Raw genomic sequence first — 23,276 nt, 5'->3', positions numbered from 1 at the left:
CTAGATCTTCCCGCTGCCGCAGATCAGCTTCAGCGCCTGCCATTCCTTGTCGGTCAGCAGCGGCTGCCCGCTGGCGGGACGATCTTCCTTCGTCATGCGGGCGAGCCGGTCCTCGGTCAGCGGATGGCTGGCGAGGATATTCGTCAGACCGGAGCCGCCTTCCTTGCCGGTGATGCGGAACATCAGCTCGGCCGCGGGCTTCGGCGAGCGGCCGAGCTTGTGCATGATCTCGATCGCGAACGTATCCGCCGCAGTCTCCGCCTCGCGCGAATAGGAAGCCTCGACCACGCTGCGCGAGGCGAAGATCACGGCGGACGAGCCGGTGACGTCGCCGAACAACAGGCCGATCAGGAACGAGGTGCCGCCGTTGTAGATGAGGCCGCGCATGTTGTCGTGATGCTTGAGATGGCCGAGCTCGTGGGCGAGGATGCCGGCGATCTCGTCGGGGCTATCGGCCTTGTCGAGCAGGCCCTTCAACAGGAACACCTTGCCGCCGGGCAGCGCGAACGCGTTCGGCACTGGAGTCGGCAGCACGCCAGCCGTCATGGAATCGTCGTCGAGGCCGGCGGCATCGCGCAGGCGGTTGACGAGCTTGGTGAACGCAGCCTTGCCCGCGGGGTCTTCGCAGACGCTGCGGCCGAAGATGGTCTTCACCTGCACTTCGGCGGCATCGCCGATCCGCCGTTCGACCGGCTTCGGCACCAGCGGTGCAAGCCGGTCGGCGGCGAGCGGCACGCCGAACAGTACGACGCAGACGATGGAGGCGGCAGCCGCCACCGACCAGCCGACGATCTTGGCGATGCCGCGGCGCGAGGTCTGGTGCTCGTCGAGACGGGTGCAGCGGGCGATCAATTCGGCCGCGAGCGCGGCGTCGCGGATCTCGAGCCGCGCCAAAGGCGGCGCAGCGGTGCAGGCCAGACGCAGGACGCCCGTCGGACTGTCGGCACGGCGAATATCGGCATAGGTCCAGCGGACGGGCGTTCCGCCCTCCTCGACGATCTCGAGCGCATCGCCGAGCGCAAGCGTCACCTGCCGCCTGCGGCTCGACACACCGTCGAAGAAGATGGTCGGCTTGGCGGACTGCGCCGGAGCCTCGGTAGACAACTCACTCACAGCTCAGAATCCTGCAACGTCAAGCCCATCGGCAAAGCCTTCGCCGAGCGCGCTGGCAAGTTCGCCGCTGCCGCGCACGTCCGACGCGGCGGCAATGTTGTGCACCTCGACCGTTTCCAGCACCTTGGCCCAGAGATCGCGCTGAAGATAGACGCGCATCACGATGTTGATGGCAAGGGCGACCGCGAAGTAGCCGATGACCATGATCACCAGCATCGGGATGCTCTTGGCGGGATCGCCGGACCCGAACAGCTGCTCGGCCGAGAGACCGCTCAGCTGGACGACGAGCGCGGTGGCGCCGCCGAGATAGGCGCCGAAAATCATCGAGAGCAGCACCCACCAGCCGATCACCTTCCAGTACAGGCCATAGAACGCATTGTGCGGAAGCTCCGAGGACAGGCTGACGCCGCCGATGCGGATGCCGTCCAGCCACCAGCGCCACTCACGCGCCTTGAACTCGGCATAGAAGAACGGCGCGAGCGGAAAGATGATCAGCGCGATCGGGCTGAGCAGCCACAGCCACCAGCCGCGCTTGAAGAAGGTCCAGCCATTGCCCTCGAAATCCCCGCGCAGATCGCCGTAATGGGTGTGCCGCATCTTGTAACGTTCGAGTGAAGCCGCGCGCCACGGCAGCGCCAGGCCGAGGGTCAGGAACACCAGGAGGCCCCACGCCATGGCGCGGAACGAATAGGCCCAGCCCGAGCCGTCCATCCAGAACCGCACACCGCGCCAGACCGTGCGGGTCAGGCGATAGCGCCGCGCGCGAAAGATCGCGAACTGGCCGAAGGCGTAGAAGCTGATGAACAGCGGCGTCGAGGCAAAGCCCTGCCAGCGCTCGAACTCGATGCCGATGAGGAAGTAGGCGAGATAGATCGGCACCAGGATCGCGAGCGCGAACAGGAAGCCGACCAGCAGCTCCTTGCCGCGACCGGTATATTCGGCCGCATCGCCGTCGATCGCGGTGTGCGTCCACAAATGACGGCGGATGTCGGTGACCAGCCAGAACCGGTAGAAGCCGAAGGTGACGAGCTCCAGCATGGCACCCTTGGTGACCATGTTGAAGAACCCGGACCGATTGCCGCTGAAATCCACCCGCGTCGGCGGCAATGGCGGCGGGACCGGTTCGGAGCCGATGGGCGTCCATTGCATGTCGTTCACGGCGGCAACCTCGGGGTGCGCATCTGCTGCGGTCAAACTATAGATCAGAGATTAGTCGAACCCCAAGATGGGCGGGTTCGATTTACCCCGATTCCAGTCGATTTCTGACGGGAATTCATGACGAACGGCGTGCGGCAGGTCACGCTGCGGATGTCCTGTAGCCCGGATTTCGCTCGGCGCCATCCGGGCTACGCGCCCGGCCACGCCCAAAGGTTGGATGTGGCAAAAGTCTCCCTTGCTCCGGCGCAGACAACGGGTTGTAATTGCAAATCAAATACCGCAGCGCAGAATTCAAAAAAGACGCGCGGAGGAACGCCAGGGAGAACGGTCATGCATGGGACCATCGAGAGCGCGTCCAAACTCGACGCACTTCGCGAGCGCGCGTCGACATTGCCGCTGGAGCAATTCGATCCCGGCGATCCGGAACTGTTCAGGACCGATACGTTCTGGCCCTATTTCGATCGCCTGCGCCGGGAAGATCCCGTGCACTACTGCAAGGACTCGATGTTCGGCCCGTACTGGTCGGTGACGCGGTACAACGACATCATGGAGATCGAGACCAACCATGCGGTGTTCTCCTCGGCCTCCGCGCTCGGCGGCATCACCATCCGCGACATCGATCCGGATCTGCGCCGCGAGAGTTTCATCTCGATGGATCCGCCGCGCCACGCCGCCCAGCGCAAGACCGTGGCGCCGATGTTCACGCCGACGCATCTGGACAATCTCGCGCTCAACATCCGCAAGCGCTCGGCCGAGTGCCTGGACAATCTTCCCCGCGGCGAGGTGTTCGACTGGGTCGACCAGGTCTCGATCGAGCTGACCACGCAGATGCTCGCTGTGCTGTTCGACTTCCCGTGGGAGGACCGCCGCAAGCTGACGCGCTGGTCGGACGTCGCCACCACCATTCCCGGGCCTGACGGCCTCGTTGCCACCGAGGACGAACGGCAGGCCGAGCTGACGGAATGCGCGGGCTATTTCTCGAGGCTGTGGAAGGAACGCATCGAACAGCCGCCGAAGAGCGACCTCTTGTCGATGATGGCCCATGGCGCCGCGACGCGCGACATGGACGCGAAGAACTTCCTCGGCAATCTCGTCCTTTTGATCGTCGGCGGCAACGACACCACGCGCAACACGATGTCGGGCTCGCTCCACGCGCTGAGCCAGCATCCGGAGCAATATCGCAAGCTGCGCGAGAATCCTGCTCTGCTCGACAGTTTCGTGCCGGAGGTGATCCGCTGGCAGACACCGCTGGCGCATATGCGCCGCACCGCGCTCGCCGATTTCGAGTTCCGCGGCAAGCAGATCAAGAAAGGTGACAAGGTCGTGATGTGGTACGTCTCCGGCAACCGGGACGAAGAGGCGATCGAAAAGCCCTACGATTTCATCATCGACCGCGCGCGGCCGCGCACGCATCTCTCCTTCGGCTTCGGCATCCACCGCTGCGTGGGCCTCAGGCTTGCTGAACTCCAGCTCAAGATTATTTGGGAAGAGATTCTCAAGCGCTTCGACCATATTGACGTGGTCGGCGAACCGAAGCGGGTCTATTCGAGTTTCGTGAAGGGACTTGAAACGTTGCCGGTGAAGATTGCGGCGTGAGTTAACTCCCTCTCCCCGTTCTTACGGGGAGAGGGTCGGGGTGAGGGGCTCTCTCCGCGAACGCGCTGAGACGGATTCGCGGAGAGTCCCCCTCACCCGGAATTCAAGCTTCGCTCGAATTCCGGCCTCTCCCCGCGCGCGGGGAGAGGCGAAGGAAGAACCAACTGGAGCCACGACGATGAACATCCAAGCGCCGGTTAAAGTGGACAGGGCCGAACGCATGCGCAGGGCGCGGGAAGAGGCCTATGCGACCCCGCTGGCGCAATTCCACCCCGGCGCGCCACGGCTGTTCCAGGACGACACGTTGTGGCCGTGGTTCGAGCGGCTGCGCAAGGAGGAGCCGGTGCATTACTGCACCAACGCGCCGATCGAGCCGTACTGGTCGGTGGTGAAGTACAACGACATCATGCATGTTGACACCAACCACGGCATCTTCTCCTCGGACTCCACGCTCGGCGGCATCTCGATCCGCGACGTGCCGGAAGGCTACGACTATCCGAGCTTCATCGCGATGGACCAGCCCCGGCATTCGGCGCAGCGCAAGACGGTGTCGCCGATGTTCACGCCGACACACCTGGACGAGCTGGCCAAACTGATCCGCCAGCGCTCGCAGACCGTGCTCGACAATCTGCCGCGCAACGAGACCTTCAACTTCGTCGAGCGCGTCTCGATCGAGCTGACCACCCAGATGCTGGCGACGCTGTTCGACTTCCCCTGGGAGGAGCGGCGCAAGCTGACGCGCTGGTCGGACGTCTCCACCGCGCTGCCCAAGAGCGGCATCGTCGCCTCCGCCGAGGAGCGCCGCCGCGAGATGGACGAGTGCTACGCCTACATGTCCAAGCTCTGGAACGAGCGCGTCAACTCCGCGCCGCGCAACGACCTGCTGTCGCTGATGGCGCACAACGACGCCACCCGCCACATGGACCCCGACAACCTCATGGGCAACATCATCCTGCTCATCGTCGGCGGCAACGACACCACGCGCAACACCATGACCGGCTCGGTGCTGGCGCTGAACGAGAACCCGGAGCAATACGAGATGCTGCGGAAGAATCCGGCGCTGATCGATTCCATGGTGCCGGAGGTGATCCGCTGGCAGACGCCGCTGGCGCATATGCGGCGCACCGCGCTGCAGGATACGGAGATCGGCGGCAAGCACATCAAGAAGGGCGACCGCGTCGTGATGTGGTACGTCTCCGGCAACCGCGACGAGGAGATGTTCGAAAGGCCGAACGACTTCATCATCGACCGCCCGCGCCCGCGCACCCACCTCTCCTTCGGCTTCGGCATCCACCGCTGCGTCGGCATGCGCCTCGCCGAGCTGCAGCTGCGCATCGTCTGGGAGGAGATGCTGAAGCGGTTCGATCGCATCGAGGTGGTCGGCGAGCCCAAGCGGATCTATTCGAGCTTCATCAAGGGATATGAGTCGCTGCCGGTGCGGATTCCGGGGTAGGCGCCATCCTCCGTCATTGCGAGCGCAGCGAAGCAATCCAGACTGTCACCGCGGAGGGACTCTGGATTGCTTCGCTGCGCTCGCAATGACGAGTTCTGGGATGCAGATGCGCATCAAACCCGCAGCGCCCCCGCCCCAGCTATAAAATTTCGGCATGACAGCTCGCACCAGATGCGAAGGCCATACGGCGCGCGACTGTTCTACGACACGGCATCTAACTCAATTTGATGTCCCACACGCCTTCCTTGCGGCAGGCGGCGACCTCCTCGCGCAGGAGCGCCGTGATGGCGAGCGAGGCCGTCGAGGCCGGGCGGTCGATCGGAGAGGCGAAAATGAGCTCGCGCGTCATCGGCTTGGACACGGCGGTGGTTTCCAGCCGCCCCTCCGCGACCTCGCCGTGGACCGACGAGGGCGGCAAGAGCGCAAAGCCGAGCCCTTCCTCGACGAGGCTGGTCAGCACGCGGAACGAATCCGCTTCCAGCTGGACGTCGAGCTTGATCTTGCGCTGGGCCGCGGCGTGCTCGATCAGCGCGCGGAGGCCGTGGGAATGACTGGGCAGCACCAAGCGCTGCCGCAGCAGCCAGCCGATATCGACGCTCTTCTTGCGCGCGAGGCCGCAGCCGCCCGGGCCGACCGCGACGATGTTGTCGCGGCCGAGGCTCTGCACGTTGAGATGCAGATCGGCGGAGCGGCCATAGAGGATGGCGAGGTCCATCTCGCCGCGATGCAGCCATTCGACCAGATGGCCGCTATAGCTCTCGACGATGCGCAGCGAGATGCCGGGAAATTTTTCGACGCAGCGCCGCGCAAAGCGCGCCGACAGCACGCAGCTCACGGTCGGAACCAGGCCAAGCACGACCTGGCCGGACGGCGGCCCCTTGGCGGACTGGATGTCGTCGCGGATCTGGTCGATCTGCCTGACGATGCCGGAGGTGCGCGCGAGCAGAAGGCGCCCTGCTTCCGTCAGCGCCATGCCACGGCCGTTGCGCGTGAACAGCTCGGTGCGCAGCTCGTGTTCCAGCAGCTTGATCTGCCTGGAGAGCGCCGGCTGCGCCACGCGCAACGTGTCGGAGGCCTTGGAGAGGCTGCCGAGCTCCGCCACGCAACTGAAGGTCCTGAGCTGCCGGAAATCCATGCTTGCCAATCCTGGAAGGCTACTCCATACGCTATAACAAATGAGCATAGGGGGCTGGCGTTGTTTTCACAACGCCTGAGGATTGGCCGGCGTTATCTTAACTGCCGCTACCAATGGGAAACGCCATGAGTGAACAACACCACACCGAAGATCACGCCGATATCCGCGAAGCCGTCGCAAAGCTCTGCGCGCAGTTTCCCGGCGAATACTGGCGCAAGCTCGACCGCGAGATGGCCTACCCGAAGGCCTTCGTCGATGCGCTGACGCAGGCGGGTTACCTCTCGGTGCTGATCCCGGAAGAGTATGGCGGCGCGGGGCTGAAGCTGTCCGCCGCCGCGGCGATCCTCGAGGAGATCCAACGCGCCGGCTGCAACGGCGGCGGCTGCCACGCCCAGATGTACACGATGGGCACCGTACTGCGGCACGGCAATGCCGAGCAGAAGGCAAAATACCTGCCGAAGATCGCGAGCGGCGAATTGCGCCTGCAGGCCTTCGGCGTCACCGAGCCGACCAGCGGCACCGACACCTCCTCGCTGAAGACGTTTGCGCGCAAGGAAGGCAACGACAGCTACATCGTCAACGGCCAGAAGATCTGGACCAGCCGCGCCGAGCATTCCGACCTGATGGTGCTCTTGGCGCGCACCACGCCGAAGGAGCAGGCCAAGAAGCGCACCGATGGTCTGTCGGTGTTCATCGTCGACATGCGCGAGGCCAAGAACAACGGCCTCGAGATCCGCCCGATCCGCACCATGATGAACCACGCCACCACGGAAGTGTTCTTTACCGACATGAAGGTGCCGGCGGAGAATCTGATCGGCGAGGAAGGCAAGGGTTTTCGCTACATCCTCTCCGGCATGAATGCCGAGCGTATCCTGATCGCTGCCGAATGCATCGGCGACGCCAAATGGTTCATCGCGAAGGCCACCAACTACGCCAAGGAGCGCGCAGTGTTCGGCCGGCCGATCGGCCAAAATCAAGGCATCCAGTTCCCGATCGCCAAGGCCTACGCCTCGATGCGCGCGGCCGACCTGATGGTGAAGGAGGCGACGCGCAAATACGAGGCCGGGCTCGACTGCGGCGCAGAGGCCAACATGGCCAAGATGCTGGCGGCGGATGCGTCCTGGGAAGCGGCGAACGCCTGCATCCAGACCCATGGCGGCTTCGGCTTTGCCGAGGAATACGACGTCGAGCGCAAATTCCGCGAGACGCGGCTCTACCAGGTGGCGCCGATCTCGACCAACCTCGTGCTGTCCTATGTCGCCGAGCATGTGCTCGGCATGCCGCGCTCGTACTGAGGCAACAATCATGGGCGCACTTGACGGGATCAGGGTGATTGCGGTCGAGCAGGCGGTCGCGGCGCCGTTCTGCTCATCACGCCTGGCGGATGCCGGCGCGGAGGTGATCAAGATCGAACGGCCCGAAGGCGATTTCGCCCGCGGCTATGACGCGGCGGCCAAGGGCCAGAGCAGCTACTTCGTCTGGCTCAACCGCGGCAAGCAATCGGCGGTGGTCGATCTCGCAACGAAAGAAGGCTGCGCCGAGCTGGAGAAGCTGATCGCCAGCGCCGACGTGCTCATTCAAAACCTCAAGCCCGGTTCGATGGACAAGCTCGGCTTCTCACGCGAGCGGCTTTTAAAGGACTATCCAAAGCTGGTCTCCTGCACGATCACCGGCTATGGCGACGAGGGCCCGTATGCGCATCGCAAGGCCTATGACCTGCTGATCCAGGCCGAGAGCGGCCTTGCCTCGATCACGGGCAACCCCGACGGCGCCTCGCGCGTCGGCATGTCGATCGTGGATGTTGCGACCGGCGCCACCGCGCACGCAGCGATCCTGGAGGCGCTGATCGGGCGCGGGCGCACCGGCAAAGGCGCCGACATCCGCATCTCCATGTTCGACGTGATGGCGGACTGGTGCACCGTGCCGCTGCTCAATGCGGAGGCCGGCAATCCGCCCAAGCGCATGGGCCTGCGCCATCCCTCGATCGCGCCCTATGGCGTGTTCACCTCGAAGGACGGCAAGGACATCCTGATCTCGATCCAGAGCGAGCGGGAGTGGAAGACGCTGTGCGTGAAGGTGCTGGATCAGCCCGATCTGCCCAGCGATCCCCGCGTCGCCAACATGGTCGAGCGCGTGCGCAACCGCGACTTCACCGACAAGACCGTCGCCGACATTTTCGGCAAGATGACGCGCGACGAGCTGCTCAAGCGGCTCTCGGACGCGGACATCGCCTTTGCCGAGGTCAACACCATGACCGACCTCACCAACCATCCGCATCTGCGCCGCATCGAGGTCGACACGCCGAACGGCCGCGTCAGCTATCCCGCTCCGGCACCGATCATCGTCGGCGAGTCGCGCGCTTACGGCGCGGTGCCCGCGATCGGCGAAAAACCCAAGAAGTAACAGAGCGAGGCGTCATGACCGAGAAGCTCGACATCGATCATTTGCGGCAATGGATCGGCCGCAGCACGGAAGCCACCGACATCGTCACCGCGCAGCTCGTGATGGGCCTGCGCGCGACGCTGTTCCAGGAGGTCGGCGAGCCCAAGAAGGGCGATGCCGCGCCGTTCACGGTGCACTGGTGCCTGGCGCAGCCGGTGTTCCCGATGTCGATGCTCGGGCCCGACGGGCACCCGACCCGCGGCGGCTTCCTGCCGCCGGTGCCGCTGCCGCGCCGGATGTGGGCCGGCGGCGAGATCGAGTTCCTGCAGCCGCTTCGCGTCGGCGATGAATCCACGCGCACCTCGCGCATTGCCGACGTGCAGGTGAAATCAGGCTCGACGGGCACGCTGTGCTTCGTCTCGGTCGAGCACAGCATCTCCTCCCCGCGCGGCGTCGCCATCCGCGAGCGGCAGGACATCGTCTATCGCGAGATGACGAGCAGCGCGCCGGCTGGCGGCAAGGCGCCGCCTCCACCGCCAAAGGCACAGCATCGCGAGACCCATGTCTCCGATCCCGTGCTGCTGTTCCGCTATTCCGCGCTGACCTTCAACGGCCACCGCATCCATTACGACCGCGACTATGTGACCAAGGTCGAGGGCTATCCGGGCCTGATCTTTCACGGTCCGTTGCAGGCCGCGCTGATCATCGAGATGGCCGCGAAGCTGCGCGGCGGGAAGGCGCCGAAGAAGTTCACCTATCGCGGGCTCCAGCCGCTGTTCGAGGGTACCGAGTTCTCCATCAACGCCAATGACAGCGGCGAGAGCATGGAGCTGTGGACCGCGAACGCGGAAGGGCAGCCGACGATGAAGGGCACGGCGGTGTGGTGAGCCACCGCTGTTTCCTCCTCGTCATTGCGAGCGCAGCGAAGCAATCCAGAATCCCTCCAGTGAGACAGTCTGGATTGCTTCGTCGCAAGGGCTCCTCGCAATGACGGGGTGAGGCTGCTACCTTTCATAAGCAACAAGGGACGGAAACCATGGCCAAGAACGGCAAGACCGGCAGCAAGTCCGTCACTGTCAAGCAGGCGACGCTCGACCTGCTGCGATCGTTCGGCATCGACCGTGTCTTCGGCAATCCCGGTTCCACCGAGCTGCCGTTCCTGAGCGACTGGCCCGACGACATCGACTACGTGCTGGCGCTGCAGGAGGCTTCCGCGGTCGGCATGGCCGATGGTTACGCGCAGGCGACGCGCAATGCCGGCTTCGTCAATCTGCATTCGGCGGCAGGCGTCGGCAACGCGCTCGGCAACATCTACACCGCACACCGCAACCAGACGCCGCTGGTGATCACCGCGGGCCAGCAGGCGCGCTCGATCCTCCCCTTGCAGGCGTTCCTGTACGCCGAGCGCGCGTCGGAGTTTCCACGGCCTTATGTCAAATACAGCGTCGAGCCGGCGCGGGCCGAGGACGTGCCGGCCGCGATCGCGCGCGCCTATTACACCGCGATGCAGCCGCCCTGCGGGCCGACCTTCGTGTCGATCCCGATCGACGACTGGGCGCATGCCTGCGCGCCGGTCGAGGCGCGCAAGGTCAGCCGGGAGATCGGGCCTGAGCCGGAGGCGATGAAGGCGCTGGTTGCTGCGCTTGGTTCGGCAAAGCACCCCGCCCTCGTCGTCGGCCCCGGTGTCGATCGCGCCGGCGCGGTCGATCTGATGGTGCGCGTCGCCGAGAAGGCGAAGGCCAGCGTCTGGGTCAGCCCGTTCTCGGCGCGTTGCTCGTTTCCCGAACGGCATCCGCAATTCGCTGGCTTCCTGCATGCCTCGCCGGCGCAGCTGTCCGACGCGCTACGCGAGCACGACCTCGTCGTCGTCATCGGCGCGCCGGTCTTCACCTTCCACGTCGAAGGCCATGCCGCGATCTTTGACGGCGGCGCGACGATTTTCCAGATCACGGATGATGCGGATGCGGCGGCCGTGACGCCGGTCGGCACCAGCATTGTCGCGACGATGAAGCCGGCGCTGAGCCTGCTGCTCGACCTCCTGCCGGAGAGCAAACGCGCGACGCCAAAGGTCCGCACGCTGCCGCCGGCGCCGCAGGCGGCCGATCCGCTGCCCGTCGAATTCCTGCTGCACTCGCTGTCTCAGGCGATGCCTGACGACGCATCGCTGGTCGAGGAAGTGCCCTCGCACCGGCCGGCGATGCAAAAATTCCTGCCGATGCGCGGCCAGGACAGTTTTTACACCATGGCGAGCGGCGGCCTCGGCTATAGCCTGCCCGCCGCCGTCGGCATGGCGCTGGGCAAGCCGAAGCAGCGCACCGTCTGCCTGATCGGCGACGGCTCGGCGATGTATTCGATCCAGGCGCTGTGGACCGCAGCGCAGCGCAAGCTGCCGCTGACCGTCGTCGTCATCAACAATTCCGGCTACGGCGCGATGCGCTCGTTCAGCCAGGTGATGCAGGTCAGGAACGTGCCGGGGCTGGAGCTGCCGGGCATCGATTTCGTGCGGCTCGCGGAGGGTATGGGGTGCCATGCCGTGCGGGTGAGCGAGGCGGCGGAGCTTGGCGAGGCGCTGAAGCGCGGCATGGCGTTCGCGGGCACGAGCCTGGTTGAGGTCGTCGTGGATTCGGCGGTGCCGGTGCTGTACGGGCAGAAGCATTAGGACGCACGGTATCTCACCAGTGTCGTCCCGGCGAAGGCCGGGACCCATACCCACAAGCAGGAGTTTGGCGAGGACTCGTAGTGGGCAGTCTCGCGCTACAACCCCTCCCTGGGGTTATGGGTCCCGGCCTTCGCCGGGACGACATCGAGTTTGCCGCACCACCACCCGCAACTACGACGCCAAAAATCCCCCGTCCGCCGCGAGCACGTGGCCGACCACGTAGGACGACGCGTCTGACGACAGCCATACCACCGCCTCGGCAACTTCCTCCGGGCTGCCCATTCGGCGCAGCGGCAGGCCGGCGCTCACCGTCGCGACATCGCCGACGCCGGCGCGCAGCATCATGTCGGTGACGACGCGGCCGGGCGCAATCGCATTGATGCGGATGCCGCGCGGGGCGTTCTCCATCGCCGCCGAGCGCGTCAGCGAGATCGCGGCGGCCTTCGAGGCCGAATAGAGCGAGAAGCCGGGATTGGGATTGCGCATGCCGCTGACGGAGGCGTTGACGACGATGCTGCCGCGGCCTTTCGCGAGCATCGCCGGCAATTGATGGCGCAGACAGAGAAACAGCGCGCGGACATTGGTGTCGAACACGCTGTCGTAGATGTCGGTGCCCTGCTCTTCCAGCGGCGCACGGCGCTCCTGGAAGCCGGCATTGTTGAAGGCGACGTCGAGCCGGCCGCAACGCTCAACGGCGGTACCGACGAGACGCGCAACCTCATCCTCGCGCGTGATGTCGGTCTTGAGCGCGATCGCTTCCACGCCGAGCTCGCGGCACGCCGCAGCGGCCGCCTCGATCTCGGCTTCGCGCCGTCCGGCAATGACGATCGCTTCCGCCCCTTCAGCCGCCATCCTCAGGGCCGTGGCGCGGCCGATGCCGCTGCCTCCGCCCGTGACCAGGCAGACCTTGCCGTTCATCCGCATCCCGGTTGGCAAAGTTCCGGTCATGGTCCACTCCAAAACGCTTGCATGCGCCACGTTGCGCATATAGTTGTATGATACAACTATATGCGGAGAGTCAAGAGATGGCCGAGCTTGCGCTGATCGACGACATCCGCGCCGCCTCGCGGCTGATGGTGCGCGAGCTCGGCTTCATGGATGCGACGGTGGCGGCGTCGGACTATCCGCCCTCGGCCGTGCACACGATCCTGGAGATCGGCATCCGCGGCCCGATGACGTCGGGCGAGCTCGGCGATTTCCTGCGGCTGGAGAAATCCAGCGTCAGCCGCCTGGTCCGCAAGCTGATCGATTGCGGTGAGCTCAGGGAGACGCCGGACGAGCTTGATGCGCGCAGCAAGCTGCTGTCGCTGACGGCGAAGGGCCGGCGCACACTCGAGGCGCTGCACGCGTTCGGCCGGCGGCAGGTGAGCGGCGCGCTGGCGGCGCTGACGGAGGCCGAGCAGCGCACGGTGCGCGAGGGCATGATGCTCTATGCGCGGGCGCTCAGGCAGAGCCGGGTGGAGGATGAGGTGGTGGCGTAACACAGGTGTCGTCCCCGCGAACGCGGGGACCCATACCGCGTGATTTATCGATGAAGCGCAGGTGTCAGTACCGCGCGGAAGAACAACTACCGGTCTTCGCCAAACTCCTTCCTGTGGTTATGGGTCCCTGCGTTCGCAGGGACGACACCGAGGGGATGGCGCGAGCGGGGCTCGAAATACTTAGCCCGGAATCTCGAGATCCCGGGTTCGGTCCTGCGGACCGCCCCGGGATGACCTGACGATCACTTCCCGAACTCCTCCCGCATCTTGGCCTGGATCTTGGCCATGCCGCCGATCCAGCGGTCGTAATTCTCCGTCTTCTTGCGCATGTAGCCGAGCACCTGGGGGTGCGGCAGGATCAGGAACGTCTCCTGCTCGAGACCGGCGAGCACGTCTTTTGCGACCTGCTCGGGCGTGAGGTCGCCGTCGCCGGATTGCGGGCCCTTCGGGATCGAGCGCAGCATGTTGGTGTCGACGCCCTGCGGGCAGAGGATCGAGACCTTGATATTGTCAGCCTTGTGCGAGATCGCGAGGTTCTCGGCAAAGCCCACCGCCGCGTGCTTGGTCGTCGAATAAGCGGGGCTGCCGACCTGCGACAACAGGCCCGCGGCCGAGATGGTGTTGAGGAAATAGCCGCGGCCACGCGCCTTCATCCGGGGGATCAGATGCCTGGCCGCGTAGACGTGCGCCATGACGTGGATCGCCCAGCTCCGCTGCCACGGCTCGTCGGAGGCGCCGCCGGCATTGACCGACATCGGATCGAAGCCGCCGCCGATGCCGGCATTGGAGCAGAACAATTCGATCGGGCCGAACTGCCGCTCGGTCTCCTCGATGACGTGGGCGATGTCCTTTTCCTGCGCGACATCGCATTTGAACGCGGCGCCATCGACCATGGCGGCGACGGCCCTTGCATTGGCGGCGTCCATGTCCGCGACGACGACCTTGGCGGCGCCCGCTTTGTGAAAGGCCTCGCACAGCGCCTTGCCGATGCCGTTTGCGCCGCCCGTGACGACCACGACCTTGCCGGTCACCTGCATGCGACGTCTCCTCTTGTCTTGTATTGTCTTATTGTCTTGTACCGCTTTATACCGCGCCGCTTATTCCGCGTCGCGGGTCCTGCTCAGCTCAACACGAGGTCGAGCACTGCGGTATAATGGCATGCCGCGCCGGCCAAGACAAAGCCGTGCCAGATCGCATTCTGGAAGCGCAACCGCCGCCAGGCATGGAAGATCACGCCAAAGCTGTAGAGCAGCCCGCCGGCAAGGATGAAGCCCAGCACCAGCGCGGGCAGCGCCTTGACCACGGGGCCGTAGAGCATGACGCCGCTCCAGCCCATCGCGAGATAGATGCCGACCGAGACGCGGTCGAACCGGCCCGGGAAGAACAGCTTCAGCACGATGCCGAGAATGGCGACGCACCAGACGCCGGCGAGCAGCACCAGCGCGAACACGCTGTCCTTCACTTCCAGGATGAACGGCGTGTAGGTCGCCGCGATCAGCAGATAGATCGCCGAATGGTCGAAGCGCCGCAGCAGCCATTTCGCCGGTGACACCGGCCAGAGATTGTAGGTCGCCGACAGCACCAGCATCGACAGCAGGCCGGCGACATAGATCGAGACGCCGACGATGTCCGTCGCGTCGGAATAGACCGTCGTCAGCACCACCAGCACGGTCGCGGCGATGAGGCCGGAGAGCACGCCGATCGCGTGGACGACGCCATCCGCGATCAGCTCGGCGCGGTCGTAATCCCAGCCGATCACGTCGGCGGCGGCGTGGACGGAGGAAGACGCAAACTGTTTCAACTGGAAGACGGTCATGGCAATCCGCAAAGGCTTAAGGCAATGCCCTCTTCTATGGGTGTTTCGGGTCCGGCGCGTCGTTCAAACGGCTGATTTGCCGACAAAGGCGGTGGAAGTATGAAAGCTTGATTTTCTTCAGTCAGTTGCCACTTTTGTGATTAGTCCGTTTTGCGTACCCCTCGCCCGAGCCCCCTCACGTTCATATGGCATTCAGTTTCCAGGATATGGTCGAGGAGGCGCGGCTGTCGGCCCGGGCGCTGATCGACTATGGCGAGCATTTCTTCAACCCGACCGTGCGGCTTGGTGTCACCGGCCTGTCGCGCGCCGGTAAGACCGTATTCATCACCGCGCTGATCCATGGGCTGACGCGTGGCGGCCGGTTTCCGGTGTTCGAGGCCTACGCCTCGGGCCGGATCGCGCGGGCGCATCTGGCGCCGCAGCCTGATGATGCCGTGCCGCGGTTTGCCTATGAGAACCATCTTCGCGCGCTGGTCGAGGAACGGCGCTGGCCGAACTCCACCGTCGACATCAGCGAGCTCCGCCTCGTCATCGACTACCAGCGCCCGAACGGCGCCGACCGCACGCTGACGCTCGACATCGTCGATTATCCTGGCGAATGGCTGCTCGACCTGCCGCTGCTGCAGAAGAGCTACGAGCAATGGTCCGCGGAGAGCCTGGCGCTGTCGCGCGAGGCGCCGCGCGCGCATCTTGCGACCGAATGGCACGCGCATCTCGCAACGCTCAAACCCGGGGCGCGCGAGGATGAGCAGGCGACGCTCACGGCCGCAAAACTCTTCACGGATTATCTGCGCGCCTGCCGCGACGAGCGCTTTGCAATGAGCCTGCTGCCGCCCGGCCGTTTCCTGATGCCGGGCAATCTTGCAGGCTCGCCGGCGCTGACCTTTGCGCCGCTCGACGTGCCCGCAGGCGGACAGGCACCCGAGGGATCGCTATGGGCGATGATGGTGCGGCGCTTCGAGGCCTACAAGGACGTCGTGGTGCGGCCGTTCTTCCGGGATCATTTCGCGCGGCTCGATCGTCAGATCGTGCTGGCCGACGCGCTCGCCGCGTTCAACTCCGGCCCCGAGGCGCTGCACGATCTCGAAGCGGCACTGGCCGGCATTCTCGACTGCTTCAACATCGGCCGCAGCACGATCCTCTCCAGCCTGTTCCGGCCGCGCATCGACCGCATCCTGTTCGCCGCGACCAAGGCGGATCATCTGCACCATTCCAGCCACGACCGGCTCGAGGCCGTGCTCCGCCGCGCCGTCTCGCGTGCCGTTGCGCGTGCGGAAGATACCGGCGCGGCGATCGACGTCGTCGCGCTCGCCGCCGTCCGCGCCACAAGAGAAGCTCAAGTCGCGCATGGCCGCGACAAATTGCCGTCGATCCTGGGAACGCCCGCCGCGGGCGAAAGCGCCGGCGGCGAGTTCTTCGACGGCAACACGGAGGTCGCGACCTTTCCGGGCGATTTGCCGCTGGATCCCGAGCCGCTGTTCAATGGCAGGGACGCGTTCCAAGGGTTGTCGACACATGCCGCCGAAAAGAGCGACTTTCGCTTCCTGCGCTTCCGCCCGCCCAAGCTCGAACGCGAGGGTGCTGACGAGCCTACGCTGCCACATATCCGCCTCGACCGTGCCTTGCAGTTCCTGATCGGAGACAAGCTCGCATGAACGACCGATCGAAGCCACGGCGGCCGGCGACATTCCGGCTCGACGATCCCGGCGTCGTCGTCACCGAAGCCGACGAGACCAGCCGGCTCAGCCGCGCCACCATCCAGATCACGCCGGAGCCCGATCCAATGGCGCTGCCGGTGCCGGTGCAAGCCGCGCTGCCGGCACGGCGCGGTTTCCCTTGGGGCACGGTGTTCTGGTCGGGGCTCGCGGGATTGACGCTGCTCGGCACCGGGCTCGGCGTCGTCCATCTGATCGAGGACCTGTTTGCGCGCAGCGAAACGCTCGGCATCATTGGCGTTGCGTTCGCCTTCGTCACCGCGCTCGCGCTTGCTGTCGTGATCGGACGCGAGGCCTTCGGGCTGGCGCGGCTTGCGACCATCGAGAAGCTGCATGCGCGCGCAGCCGCGGTCCTTGCCAGCGACGACCGCAAGGAGAGCCGCGTCATCGTGCAGGACCTGCTCAAGATCGCGCACCAGAACCCGCAGCTCGCCCGCGCCCGCGCCACGCTGGAGAGCCACACCGGCGAGATCATCGACGGCGCCGACATGATCCGCCTCGCCGAGCGCGAACTGATGTCACCGCTGGATATCGAGGCGCGGCGGCTGGTGTCGTCAGCGGCGCAAAAGGTCTCGATCGTCACCGCGGTCTCGCCCCGCGCCGCGATCGACGTGCTGTTCGTGTTCGTCGCCGCGCTGCGGCTGATCCGCCAGCTTGCCTATCTCTATGGCGGACGTCCCGGCGCACTCGGCATGATCCGCCTGCTCCGCCACGTCATTGCCCATCTTGCCATCACCGGCGGCATGGCCGCGAGCGACAGCCTGGTGCAGCAGATGCTCGGCCACGGCATCGCAGCAAAGCTGTCGCAGCGGCTGGGCGAAGGCGTGCTGAACGGGCTGCTGACGGCGCGACTGGGCCTCGCCGCGATCGACGTGACGCGGCCGCTGCCGTTCGCGGCGCTGCCGCCGCCGAAGCTGTCGGACCTCGCGACGGATCTTTTGCGGAAGAAGGAGGATGAGGAGTAGCGGCGACTTTCTTACCCTCCCCTGGAGGGGGAGGGTCGCTACGCATGAAGCGCAGCGCAATGCGTAGCGGGGTGGGGTGGCAGTCTCTCCGTCCTGCACACTGCCCGCGAGGAGAGATCACCCCACCCCGCTCGCGCTACGCGCGATCGACCCTCCCCCTCCAGGGGAGGGTAAGAGAAGGCGCTCTATCCGCGCTCCCGCTTTTCGAATTCCCCTGCCAGCACGCGCCACTGAAACAGCGGCGAGTCCTTCGGCGGCGACAGCTCCGGGGTCCAGCCGGAGAGCTTTTCAATCACGTAGGTATCCGTCAGAACGCCGCGCCAGCGGCGCTCGACTTCGCCGAGCGGCTCGCGTTTCGCCGGGATATTCTCCCACTGCGCCGAACGGTTGTCCGGCACACGGCCGACATAGATGCCCGCATGTCCCCTGATCTTGTCCATGCCGGGATCGGCAAAATCCTGGAAACGGCCGCGCTCGTTGAGCTCGATGACGGGCACGCGGCCCCGGAACAGCCAGCGCATCATGGCGTAGGTGCGATAGTCCGTGGTCGCGATCCAGGTCGCGCCTGTTTCGTCGAGGGCGCCCTGCGCGCGCGCCGCGACCTGCTCGTAGCCGGCCTCGGCGCCGATCGGATCGATCTTGCCGAGCAGATTCCAGGGGGCCGCGACGTAATAGAGGAACACGATGACGACGAAGGCGATGCCCGAGACGATTGCCGTCTTCACCCAGAACAGGCTCGACCGGATCATCCGCGCCGACCATTTTTCACGCGGCAGCATGACGAGATTCACCGCCGCAGCCGCAAAGCCCACCGGCCACATGAACATCGGCCAGGTGTCGCCGACCCGGAGCGTCAGTGATTTCACCAGGAAATAGAGAAACGGCACCAGCACGGCGGTCGACAGCAGGATCGCGACCGGCTCGCGCGTGCGATAGCCGCGCCACGCGGTCATCACGAGGCCCGTCAGCACCACCGGCAGCATGACGAAGCCGACGAGGCCGAATTGCAGGCCGATGTAGTCGCCGACCGTGCGCAGCGAGATGCCGTAATTGGTGGTGGCGCGCACGCCCTGGAAGCGGATCGAAGCCCAGTCGTGCTGCACGTTCCAGATCAGCACCGGCGAGAACACCGCGAGCGCGACCAGCACCGCGAGATAGGGATAACGGCTGCGCAGCCAGCGCCAGCGCCAGTCCGGCACCAGCAGAAAAGCGGCAACCGCGGGCGCGAATAGGATCACGGTGAACTTCGACAGCATCGCGAGGCCAGCGAACAGTCCGGCCGCGAGCCACCAGCGGCCGTCGCCGCTCTGCGCCAGCCGCACCAGGGACCATATCATCGCCACCGCGAACGGGATCATGGCGACATCAGGCGCGACCTTGGCCATCAGGAGGCCGTAATAGAGCGCGGCCTCCGGCATCAGCACAGCGAATACGACCGCGCGAATGTCGTGCGTGAGGCGGCGGACGATGTCGGCGAGCAGCAGCTGCGTCGCCAGCATCGCGACGATACCGCCGAAGCGCACGCCGAGCGTGGTGTCGCCGAAGATCGCGGTTCCGAAACGGATCAGCCAGGCGATGCCGGGAGGATGATCGAGGAAGCTGAGCGCGGCCTCCTTCGACCAGGTCCAGTAATAGGCCTCGTCCGTGCGCAGCTCGATTGCGGAGGCATAGACGATGCGGAGAACGGTCATCGCCGCGATGATCGCCGCGGCCATGACGAGGGGCCGGCGCGCGGCGCCACGGGGGAACACGGTGATATCAGGGGATGTCGTCACGGCCGCGCTTTTCGCCAACCTGGGAGGGGGAGTCAATGTCGGGAGTCCAGACATAGGTGTCGTCCCGGGCAAGCAAAGCGCAGACCCGGGACGCAAAACCACAGGGCGGGGTTATGGCACGAGCTGGTAACCACGAGTCCTCGCCAAACCCGACCCTGTGGCTATGGGTCCCGGATCGGCGCGCGCTTAGGGCGCGCTTGTCCGGGACGCCGGCGGAGTGTGAGGCGCCTTCCCGGGCATGTGATCCCCGAACCTGTCCACCCCCGGAATTAAACGCTAGTCTGGCTGTTCTCCTCCATGAACTGATACAACCGAATCATGGCCACCGCTCCCGTCCACATGCCCGAACTCGTCCGCGCCACCAGCGTGCGGCAGGTGCGGCTCGTCTGCGGCATCATCCTGTTCGCTTATGTGGTCAGCCATTTCCTCAACCATGCGCTCGGCAACATCTCGGTCGATGCCATGGAGGCCGGGGTCTATTACCACGTCCTGTTCTGGCAGTTCCTGCCCGTGACGATCGTGTTCTACGCGGCCGCGCTGATCCACGCCGGGCTCGGTGTGTTCGCGCTGTACCAGCGCCGCGAGTTTCGCTGGAAGACCGTCGAGCCGCTTCAGCTCGCGCTGGGCCTGAGCATCCCCCTGCTCGTCATGGCGCATGTGATCGGGATACGGCTCGGCCTGACGCTCTACGGGCACGAGAAGCTTTACCCGCAGGAGCTCTATCTGTTCTTCGTCCTGGCGCCCGCCCGGCTCTGGCAGATGACGATTTTGCTCGTGGTCGCCTGGGTGCACGGCTGCGTCGGCATATATTTCTGGCTGCGCATGAAGTCCTTCTTCACGCGCGCCGCGCCCTATCTGCTCGCAGCCGCCGTACTGATCCCGACGCTGGCGTTGCTCGGCATCTACCAGGGTGGGCGCAGCGTTGCCGCCGACAGCGACGACGCGGACTGGCGCAAGACGAATTATACGAGGCAACAGGTCGGCACGGTCGCGGAAAACAAAGTGCTCGACCGCATCAGCGGCGGCCTCGTCATGGGCTATTTCGGCCTGCTCGGCGTGGTGCTGCTCGCAAGAGGCGCGCGGGCCTGGCGCGAGCGGCGCGGCGGCATGATCGCGCTGTCGTATGGCAACGGCAAGACGGTGCGCGTGCCAAAGGGCCTCTCCGTGCTGGAAGCGAGCCTGCGCCACAACGTCCCGCATGCCAGCGTCTGCGGCGGCCGCGCCCGCTGCTCGACCTGCCGCATCCGCGTCATCGGCGACCATGGTGCCCTGCCCCAGCCGTCGCAGCGCGAGGCCTTCGTGCTGGCCCGTGTCGGCACCGCCGATCCCTCGATCCGGCTTGCGTGCCAGCTGCGTCCGGAATGCGACCTCTCCTTCTTCCAGCTCTTCACGCCGCATACGCAGGCGGCGGACGGGCAGGCCACGACGCCGGCGCGCATCGGCCAGGAGCGCTATCTCGTCAGCCTATTCGTGGACATGCGCGGCTCGACGCAGCTCGCCGAGAAGCGGCTGCCGTTCGACACCGTCTTCATCGTCAACCGTTTCCTCGGCGCGGTGTCGCAGGCCGTGATCGCGAATGGAGGGCAGCCGAACCAGTTCGTCGGCGACGGCATGCTGGCGCTGTTCGGGCTGTCGGCGGATCCGCAAGAGGCCTGCCGCCAGGCGCTGAAGGCTGCCAGCAGCCTCGCTGCAAATATCGACGAGTTGAATCAGCTCCTCAGCCACGATCTGCGCGAGCCGATCCGCTTCGGCATCGGCATTCACGGCGGCGAGGTCATCATCGGCGACATCGGCTATCGCGATCACATCGTCTTCACCGCCCTCGGCGACGCCGTCAACGTCGCCGCACGCCTGCAGGACATGACCAAGACGCTGGCCTGCGAGGCGATCGTCTCCGAGGAAGTGCGCCGCACCGCCGGCCTTGCCGACGACGCCCTGCCGCAGCAGGAGGTCGCGATCCGCGGCCGCGACGAGCCGATGGCCGTGCGCGTGGTCGCGGATGCGAGGGAGCTGGCGGGGCTGGTCGATCGCGGCGCGCTGGTGGCGGCTTAGAGCGCAAACCACGCGCGAGGTGTGCGCTCCCTCTCCCGCTCGCGGGAGAGGGTTGGGGAGAGGGTGTCTCCATAACGGGACAATCCCCTAGAGGAGAAAACCCTCACCCGGCGCGCGGGACGATGCTTCGCATCGCCCGGGACGCGCCGACCTCTCCCGCAAGCGGGAGAGGTGCACCGCCACTGCGGTTACAGCTCACCTCCATCTCATTACATGCGTAACACCGGCTTGCTGCAACGCAGCGGCATGGGCTTGCTGCGAAAGCACGAATTGACTTCGTCCTGTTCGTTGCGACAGATGAGCGCGGGATCGCGGTGATGACCGCTGTCCAACGATAAGCTCCGGGAGGAGACCACATGTTCGATCGACGCGACCTGCTCAGAGGAGCGGGGCTTGCCGCCATGGCGGCCACACTGAATTCCACCAAGGCGCTGGCCCTGGACACCGTCACCCTGCCCTTCGTCAATGGCGAACGGCCGTTGGTGAAATATCCGCAGAAGCGGCCGATGATCGGCCTCACCAGCCGGCCGCCGCAGCTCGAGACGCCATTTGCGGTGTTCAACGACGGGCCGCTGACGCCGAACAACGCTTTCTTCGTGCGCTACCACCTCTCCGACCTGCCCTACAATCTCGACCCCGACAAGTTCACGCTGGAGGTCAAGGGCAAGGTCGACAAACCGCTGAGACTTTCGCTGAAAGACATCAGGAAGATGAAGGCGACCGAGATCGTCGCCGTTAACCAGTGCTCCGGCAACAGCCGCGGCTTCTTCGAGCCGCGCGTCGCCGGCGGCCAGCTCGCCAATGGCGCGATGGGCTGCGCACGCTGGCGCGGCGTGCCGCTCAAGGCCGTGCTGGAGATGGCGGGCGTGCAGGCCGGCGCCAAGCAGGTGACTTTCAACGGCATGGACGGCCCAGTCAGCGACAAGACGCCCGACTTCATCAAGGCGCTCGATCTCGATCACGCCACCGACGGCGAGGTGATGCTGGCCTATGGCATGAACGGCGAGGATCTGCCGTTCCTGAACGGCTTTCCGCTGCGCCTGGTCGTGCCCGGCTATTACGGCACCTACTGGGTCAAACACCTCAACGAGATCACCGTCATCGACAACGTCTATGACGGCTTCTGGATGAAGTCGGCCTATCGCATTCCCGATACGCCGAACAATGCGATCGAGCCCGGCACCGCGCCGAAGACGACGATCCCGATCAACCGCTTCACCATCCGCTCCTTCATCACGAGCGTGCCTGATGGCGCCAAGCTGAAGGCGGGGACTGTGACCCTGCGCGGCATCGCCTTCGACGGCGGCAAGGGTATCAAGGATGTTCAGGTCTCCACCGACGGCGGCAAGACCTGGGCGAGCGCGAAGCTCGGCAAGGACCTCGGCAAATACGCCTTCCGCGAATGGAAGCTGCCGGTGAAGCTCGCGGCCGGCGCCGTCGAGCTCAAGGTCCGCGCCACCGGCAATGGCGGCGAGACCCAGCCGGATACGCCGCGCTGGAACCCGGCGGGTTATTTGCGCAACGTCGTCGAAACCGTCCGCGTCAGCGTGGCCTGAGAGGGAGAATGATCATGCAGCGCACCGTTCTCCTCGCCGTCTCGCTCGCCCTCGCCGCCGCGGTGGGTTCGGCGCTTGCAGCGCCGGTCAACTACAAGACCCCCGACGAAGTCGCCGCGTTCAAGCCCGGGCCCAATCTCGAGGTGGTGCAGGGCAATTGCACCGCCTGCCACTCGTCCGACTACATCAACACCCAGCCGCCGATGAAGGACAAGAAGGGCTTCTGGCAGGCCGAGGTGACCAAGATGATCAAGGTCTATGGCGCACCGATCGACGATGCCGATGTTGGCAAGATCGTCGATTATCTGGCCGCGACTTATTGACGGACGCCACGCGGCGCGCGGGCCGATTGACCGCGAAACGGGCAAAACCGGCAAAAACGCCGCGAAGTTGAGCGGAATTCGGCGAAAGGCGGATGTG

Annotated in this window: 19 protein-coding genes; 12 read left to right on the top strand and 7 right to left on the bottom strand. The window is 65.5% G+C overall.

Translation table 11 applies throughout. The features are described from left to right. Positions 1-1,113 (bottom strand): M48 family metallopeptidase, encoded by a 1,113-nt coding sequence (locus IQ16_RS10925; protein ID WP_018643698.1) that lies wholly within the window; start codon positions 1,111-1,113, stop codon positions 1-3. 3 nt (positions 1,114-1,116) lie between these two features. Then, complete coding sequence (locus IQ16_RS10920; RefSeq protein ID WP_026312094.1) at positions 1,117-2,262, bottom strand: YjgN family protein; 1,146 nt, start codon at positions 2,260-2,262, stop codon at positions 1,117-1,119. Between the two features lie 339 nt (positions 2,263-2,601). Between IQ16_RS10920 and IQ16_RS10915 the strand changes: the two genes are divergently transcribed. Both IQ16_RS10915 and IQ16_RS10910 read left to right on the top strand, forming a co-directional pair. Further along, on the top strand, positions 2,602-3,867 hold the full coding sequence (locus IQ16_RS10915; RefSeq protein ID WP_018643699.1) for a cytochrome P450: 1,266 nt from the start codon (positions 2,602-2,604) through the stop codon (positions 3,865-3,867). A 178-nt stretch (positions 3,868-4,045) separates the two neighbouring features. Further along, complete coding sequence (locus IQ16_RS10910; protein ID WP_018643700.1) at positions 4,046-5,320, top strand: cytochrome P450; 1,275 nt, start codon at positions 4,046-4,048, stop codon at positions 5,318-5,320. Between the two features lie 214 nt (positions 5,321-5,534). On the opposite strand, the gene IQ16_RS10905 is transcribed toward IQ16_RS10910, so the two are convergent. Continuing rightward, positions 5,535-6,455, bottom strand: coding sequence for a LysR substrate-binding domain-containing protein (locus IQ16_RS10905; RefSeq protein WP_145831463.1), 921 nt, complete (start codon positions 6,453-6,455; stop codon positions 5,535-5,537). Positions 6,456-6,580: 125 nt separating this feature from the next. Here IQ16_RS10905 and IQ16_RS10900 point away from each other — a divergent pair, with 125 nt between their 5' ends. From IQ16_RS10900 to mdlC, 4 genes are all read left to right on the top strand, one after another. Further along, the gene (locus IQ16_RS10900) at positions 6,581-7,750 is read left to right on the top strand and encodes an acyl-CoA dehydrogenase family protein (RefSeq protein WP_026312095.1); all 1,170 of its coding nucleotides are present in this window, start codon (positions 6,581-6,583) and stop codon (positions 7,748-7,750) included. Positions 7,751-7,760: 10 nt separating this feature from the next. Then, positions 7,761-8,858, top strand: a complete 1,098-nt coding sequence (locus IQ16_RS10895; protein ID WP_018643703.1) for a CaiB/BaiF CoA transferase family protein — start codon at positions 7,761-7,763, stop codon at positions 8,856-8,858. Positions 8,859-8,872: 14 nt separating this feature from the next. Further along, positions 8,873-9,724 (top strand): HTD2 family dehydratase, encoded by an 852-nt coding sequence (locus IQ16_RS10890; RefSeq protein WP_018643704.1) that lies wholly within the window; start codon positions 8,873-8,875, stop codon positions 9,722-9,724. 149 nt (positions 9,725-9,873) lie between these two features. Next, positions 9,874-11,496 carry a benzoylformate decarboxylase gene (gene mdlC, locus IQ16_RS10885; RefSeq protein WP_018643705.1) on the top strand — a complete coding sequence of 541 codons (1,623 nt, stop codon included), beginning with the start codon at positions 9,874-9,876 and terminating at the stop codon, positions 11,494-11,496. Positions 11,497-11,667: 171 nt separating this feature from the next. On the opposite strand, the gene IQ16_RS10880 is transcribed toward mdlC, so the two are convergent. Then, a complete protein-coding gene (locus IQ16_RS10880; RefSeq protein ID WP_026312096.1) occupies positions 11,668-12,444 on the bottom strand; it encodes an SDR family NAD(P)-dependent oxidoreductase in 777 nt (258 codons plus the stop codon). A 77-nt stretch (positions 12,445-12,521) separates the two neighbouring features. On the opposite strand from IQ16_RS10880, the gene IQ16_RS10875 reads away from it, so the two are divergent. Then, positions 12,522-12,977 carry a MarR family winged helix-turn-helix transcriptional regulator gene (locus IQ16_RS10875; RefSeq protein ID WP_018643707.1) on the top strand — a complete coding sequence of 152 codons (456 nt, stop codon included), beginning with the start codon at positions 12,522-12,524 and terminating at the stop codon, positions 12,975-12,977. Between the two features lie 242 nt (positions 12,978-13,219). Here IQ16_RS10875 and IQ16_RS10870 read toward each other — a convergent pair whose 3' ends face one another. Together IQ16_RS10870 and trhA are read right to left on the bottom strand one after the other, a co-directional pair. Beyond that, positions 13,220-14,014, bottom strand: coding sequence for an SDR family oxidoreductase (locus IQ16_RS10870; RefSeq protein WP_018643708.1), 795 nt, complete (start codon positions 14,012-14,014; stop codon positions 13,220-13,222). An 83-nt stretch (positions 14,015-14,097) separates the two neighbouring features. After that, the gene (trhA, locus tag IQ16_RS10865) at positions 14,098-14,793 is read right to left on the bottom strand and encodes a PAQR family membrane homeostasis protein TrhA (RefSeq protein ID WP_018643709.1); all 696 of its coding nucleotides are present in this window, start codon (positions 14,791-14,793) and stop codon (positions 14,098-14,100) included. Between the two features lie 185 nt (positions 14,794-14,978). On the opposite strand from trhA, the gene IQ16_RS10860 reads away from it, so the two are divergent. Continuing rightward, complete coding sequence (locus IQ16_RS10860) at positions 14,979-16,448, top strand: YcjX family GTP-binding protein (protein ID WP_018643710.1); 1,470 nt, start codon at positions 14,979-14,981, stop codon at positions 16,446-16,448. Further along, a complete protein-coding gene (locus tag IQ16_RS10855) occupies positions 16,445-17,473 on the top strand; it encodes a YcjF family protein (RefSeq protein WP_018643711.1) in 1,029 nt (342 codons plus the stop codon). The genes IQ16_RS10860 and IQ16_RS10855 overlap by 4 nt, the downstream gene beginning before the upstream one ends. A gap of 185 nt (positions 17,474-17,658) precedes the next feature. Here IQ16_RS10855 and IQ16_RS10850 read toward each other — a convergent pair whose 3' ends face one another. Continuing rightward, complete coding sequence (locus IQ16_RS10850; RefSeq protein WP_035666647.1) at positions 17,659-19,188, bottom strand: glycosyltransferase family 39 protein; 1,530 nt, start codon at positions 19,186-19,188, stop codon at positions 17,659-17,661. Positions 19,189-19,566: 378 nt separating this feature from the next. On the opposite strand from IQ16_RS10850, the gene IQ16_RS10845 reads away from it, so the two are divergent. The 3 genes from IQ16_RS10845 (at position 19,567) to sorB (ending at position 23,179) form a co-directional block, all read left to right on the top strand. Further along, positions 19,567-21,300 carry an adenylate/guanylate cyclase domain-containing protein gene (locus IQ16_RS10845; protein WP_018643713.1) on the top strand — a complete coding sequence of 578 codons (1,734 nt, stop codon included), beginning with the start codon at positions 19,567-19,569 and terminating at the stop codon, positions 21,298-21,300. Between the two features lie 356 nt (positions 21,301-21,656). Continuing rightward, the gene (sorA, locus tag IQ16_RS10840; RefSeq protein ID WP_018643715.1) at positions 21,657-22,856 is read left to right on the top strand and encodes a SorA family sulfite dehydrogenase catalytic subunit; all 1,200 of its coding nucleotides are present in this window, start codon (positions 21,657-21,659) and stop codon (positions 22,854-22,856) included. Positions 22,857-22,870: 14 nt separating this feature from the next. Beyond that, the gene (gene sorB / locus IQ16_RS10835) at positions 22,871-23,179 is read left to right on the top strand and encodes a SorB family sulfite dehydrogenase c-type cytochrome subunit (RefSeq protein ID WP_018643716.1); all 309 of its coding nucleotides are present in this window, start codon (positions 22,871-22,873) and stop codon (positions 23,177-23,179) included. Positions 23,180-23,276 lie beyond the last annotated feature (97 nt).

Origin of the sequence: Bradyrhizobium huanghuaihaiense, from assembly GCF_007830635.1 — a bacterium.
GTDB lineage: Bacteria > Pseudomonadota > Alphaproteobacteria > Rhizobiales > Xanthobacteraceae > Bradyrhizobium > Bradyrhizobium huanghuaihaiense.
The sequence above is the reverse complement of the archived record's forward strand: the minus strand, read 5'-3'. Positions and strand labels throughout refer to the sequence as shown.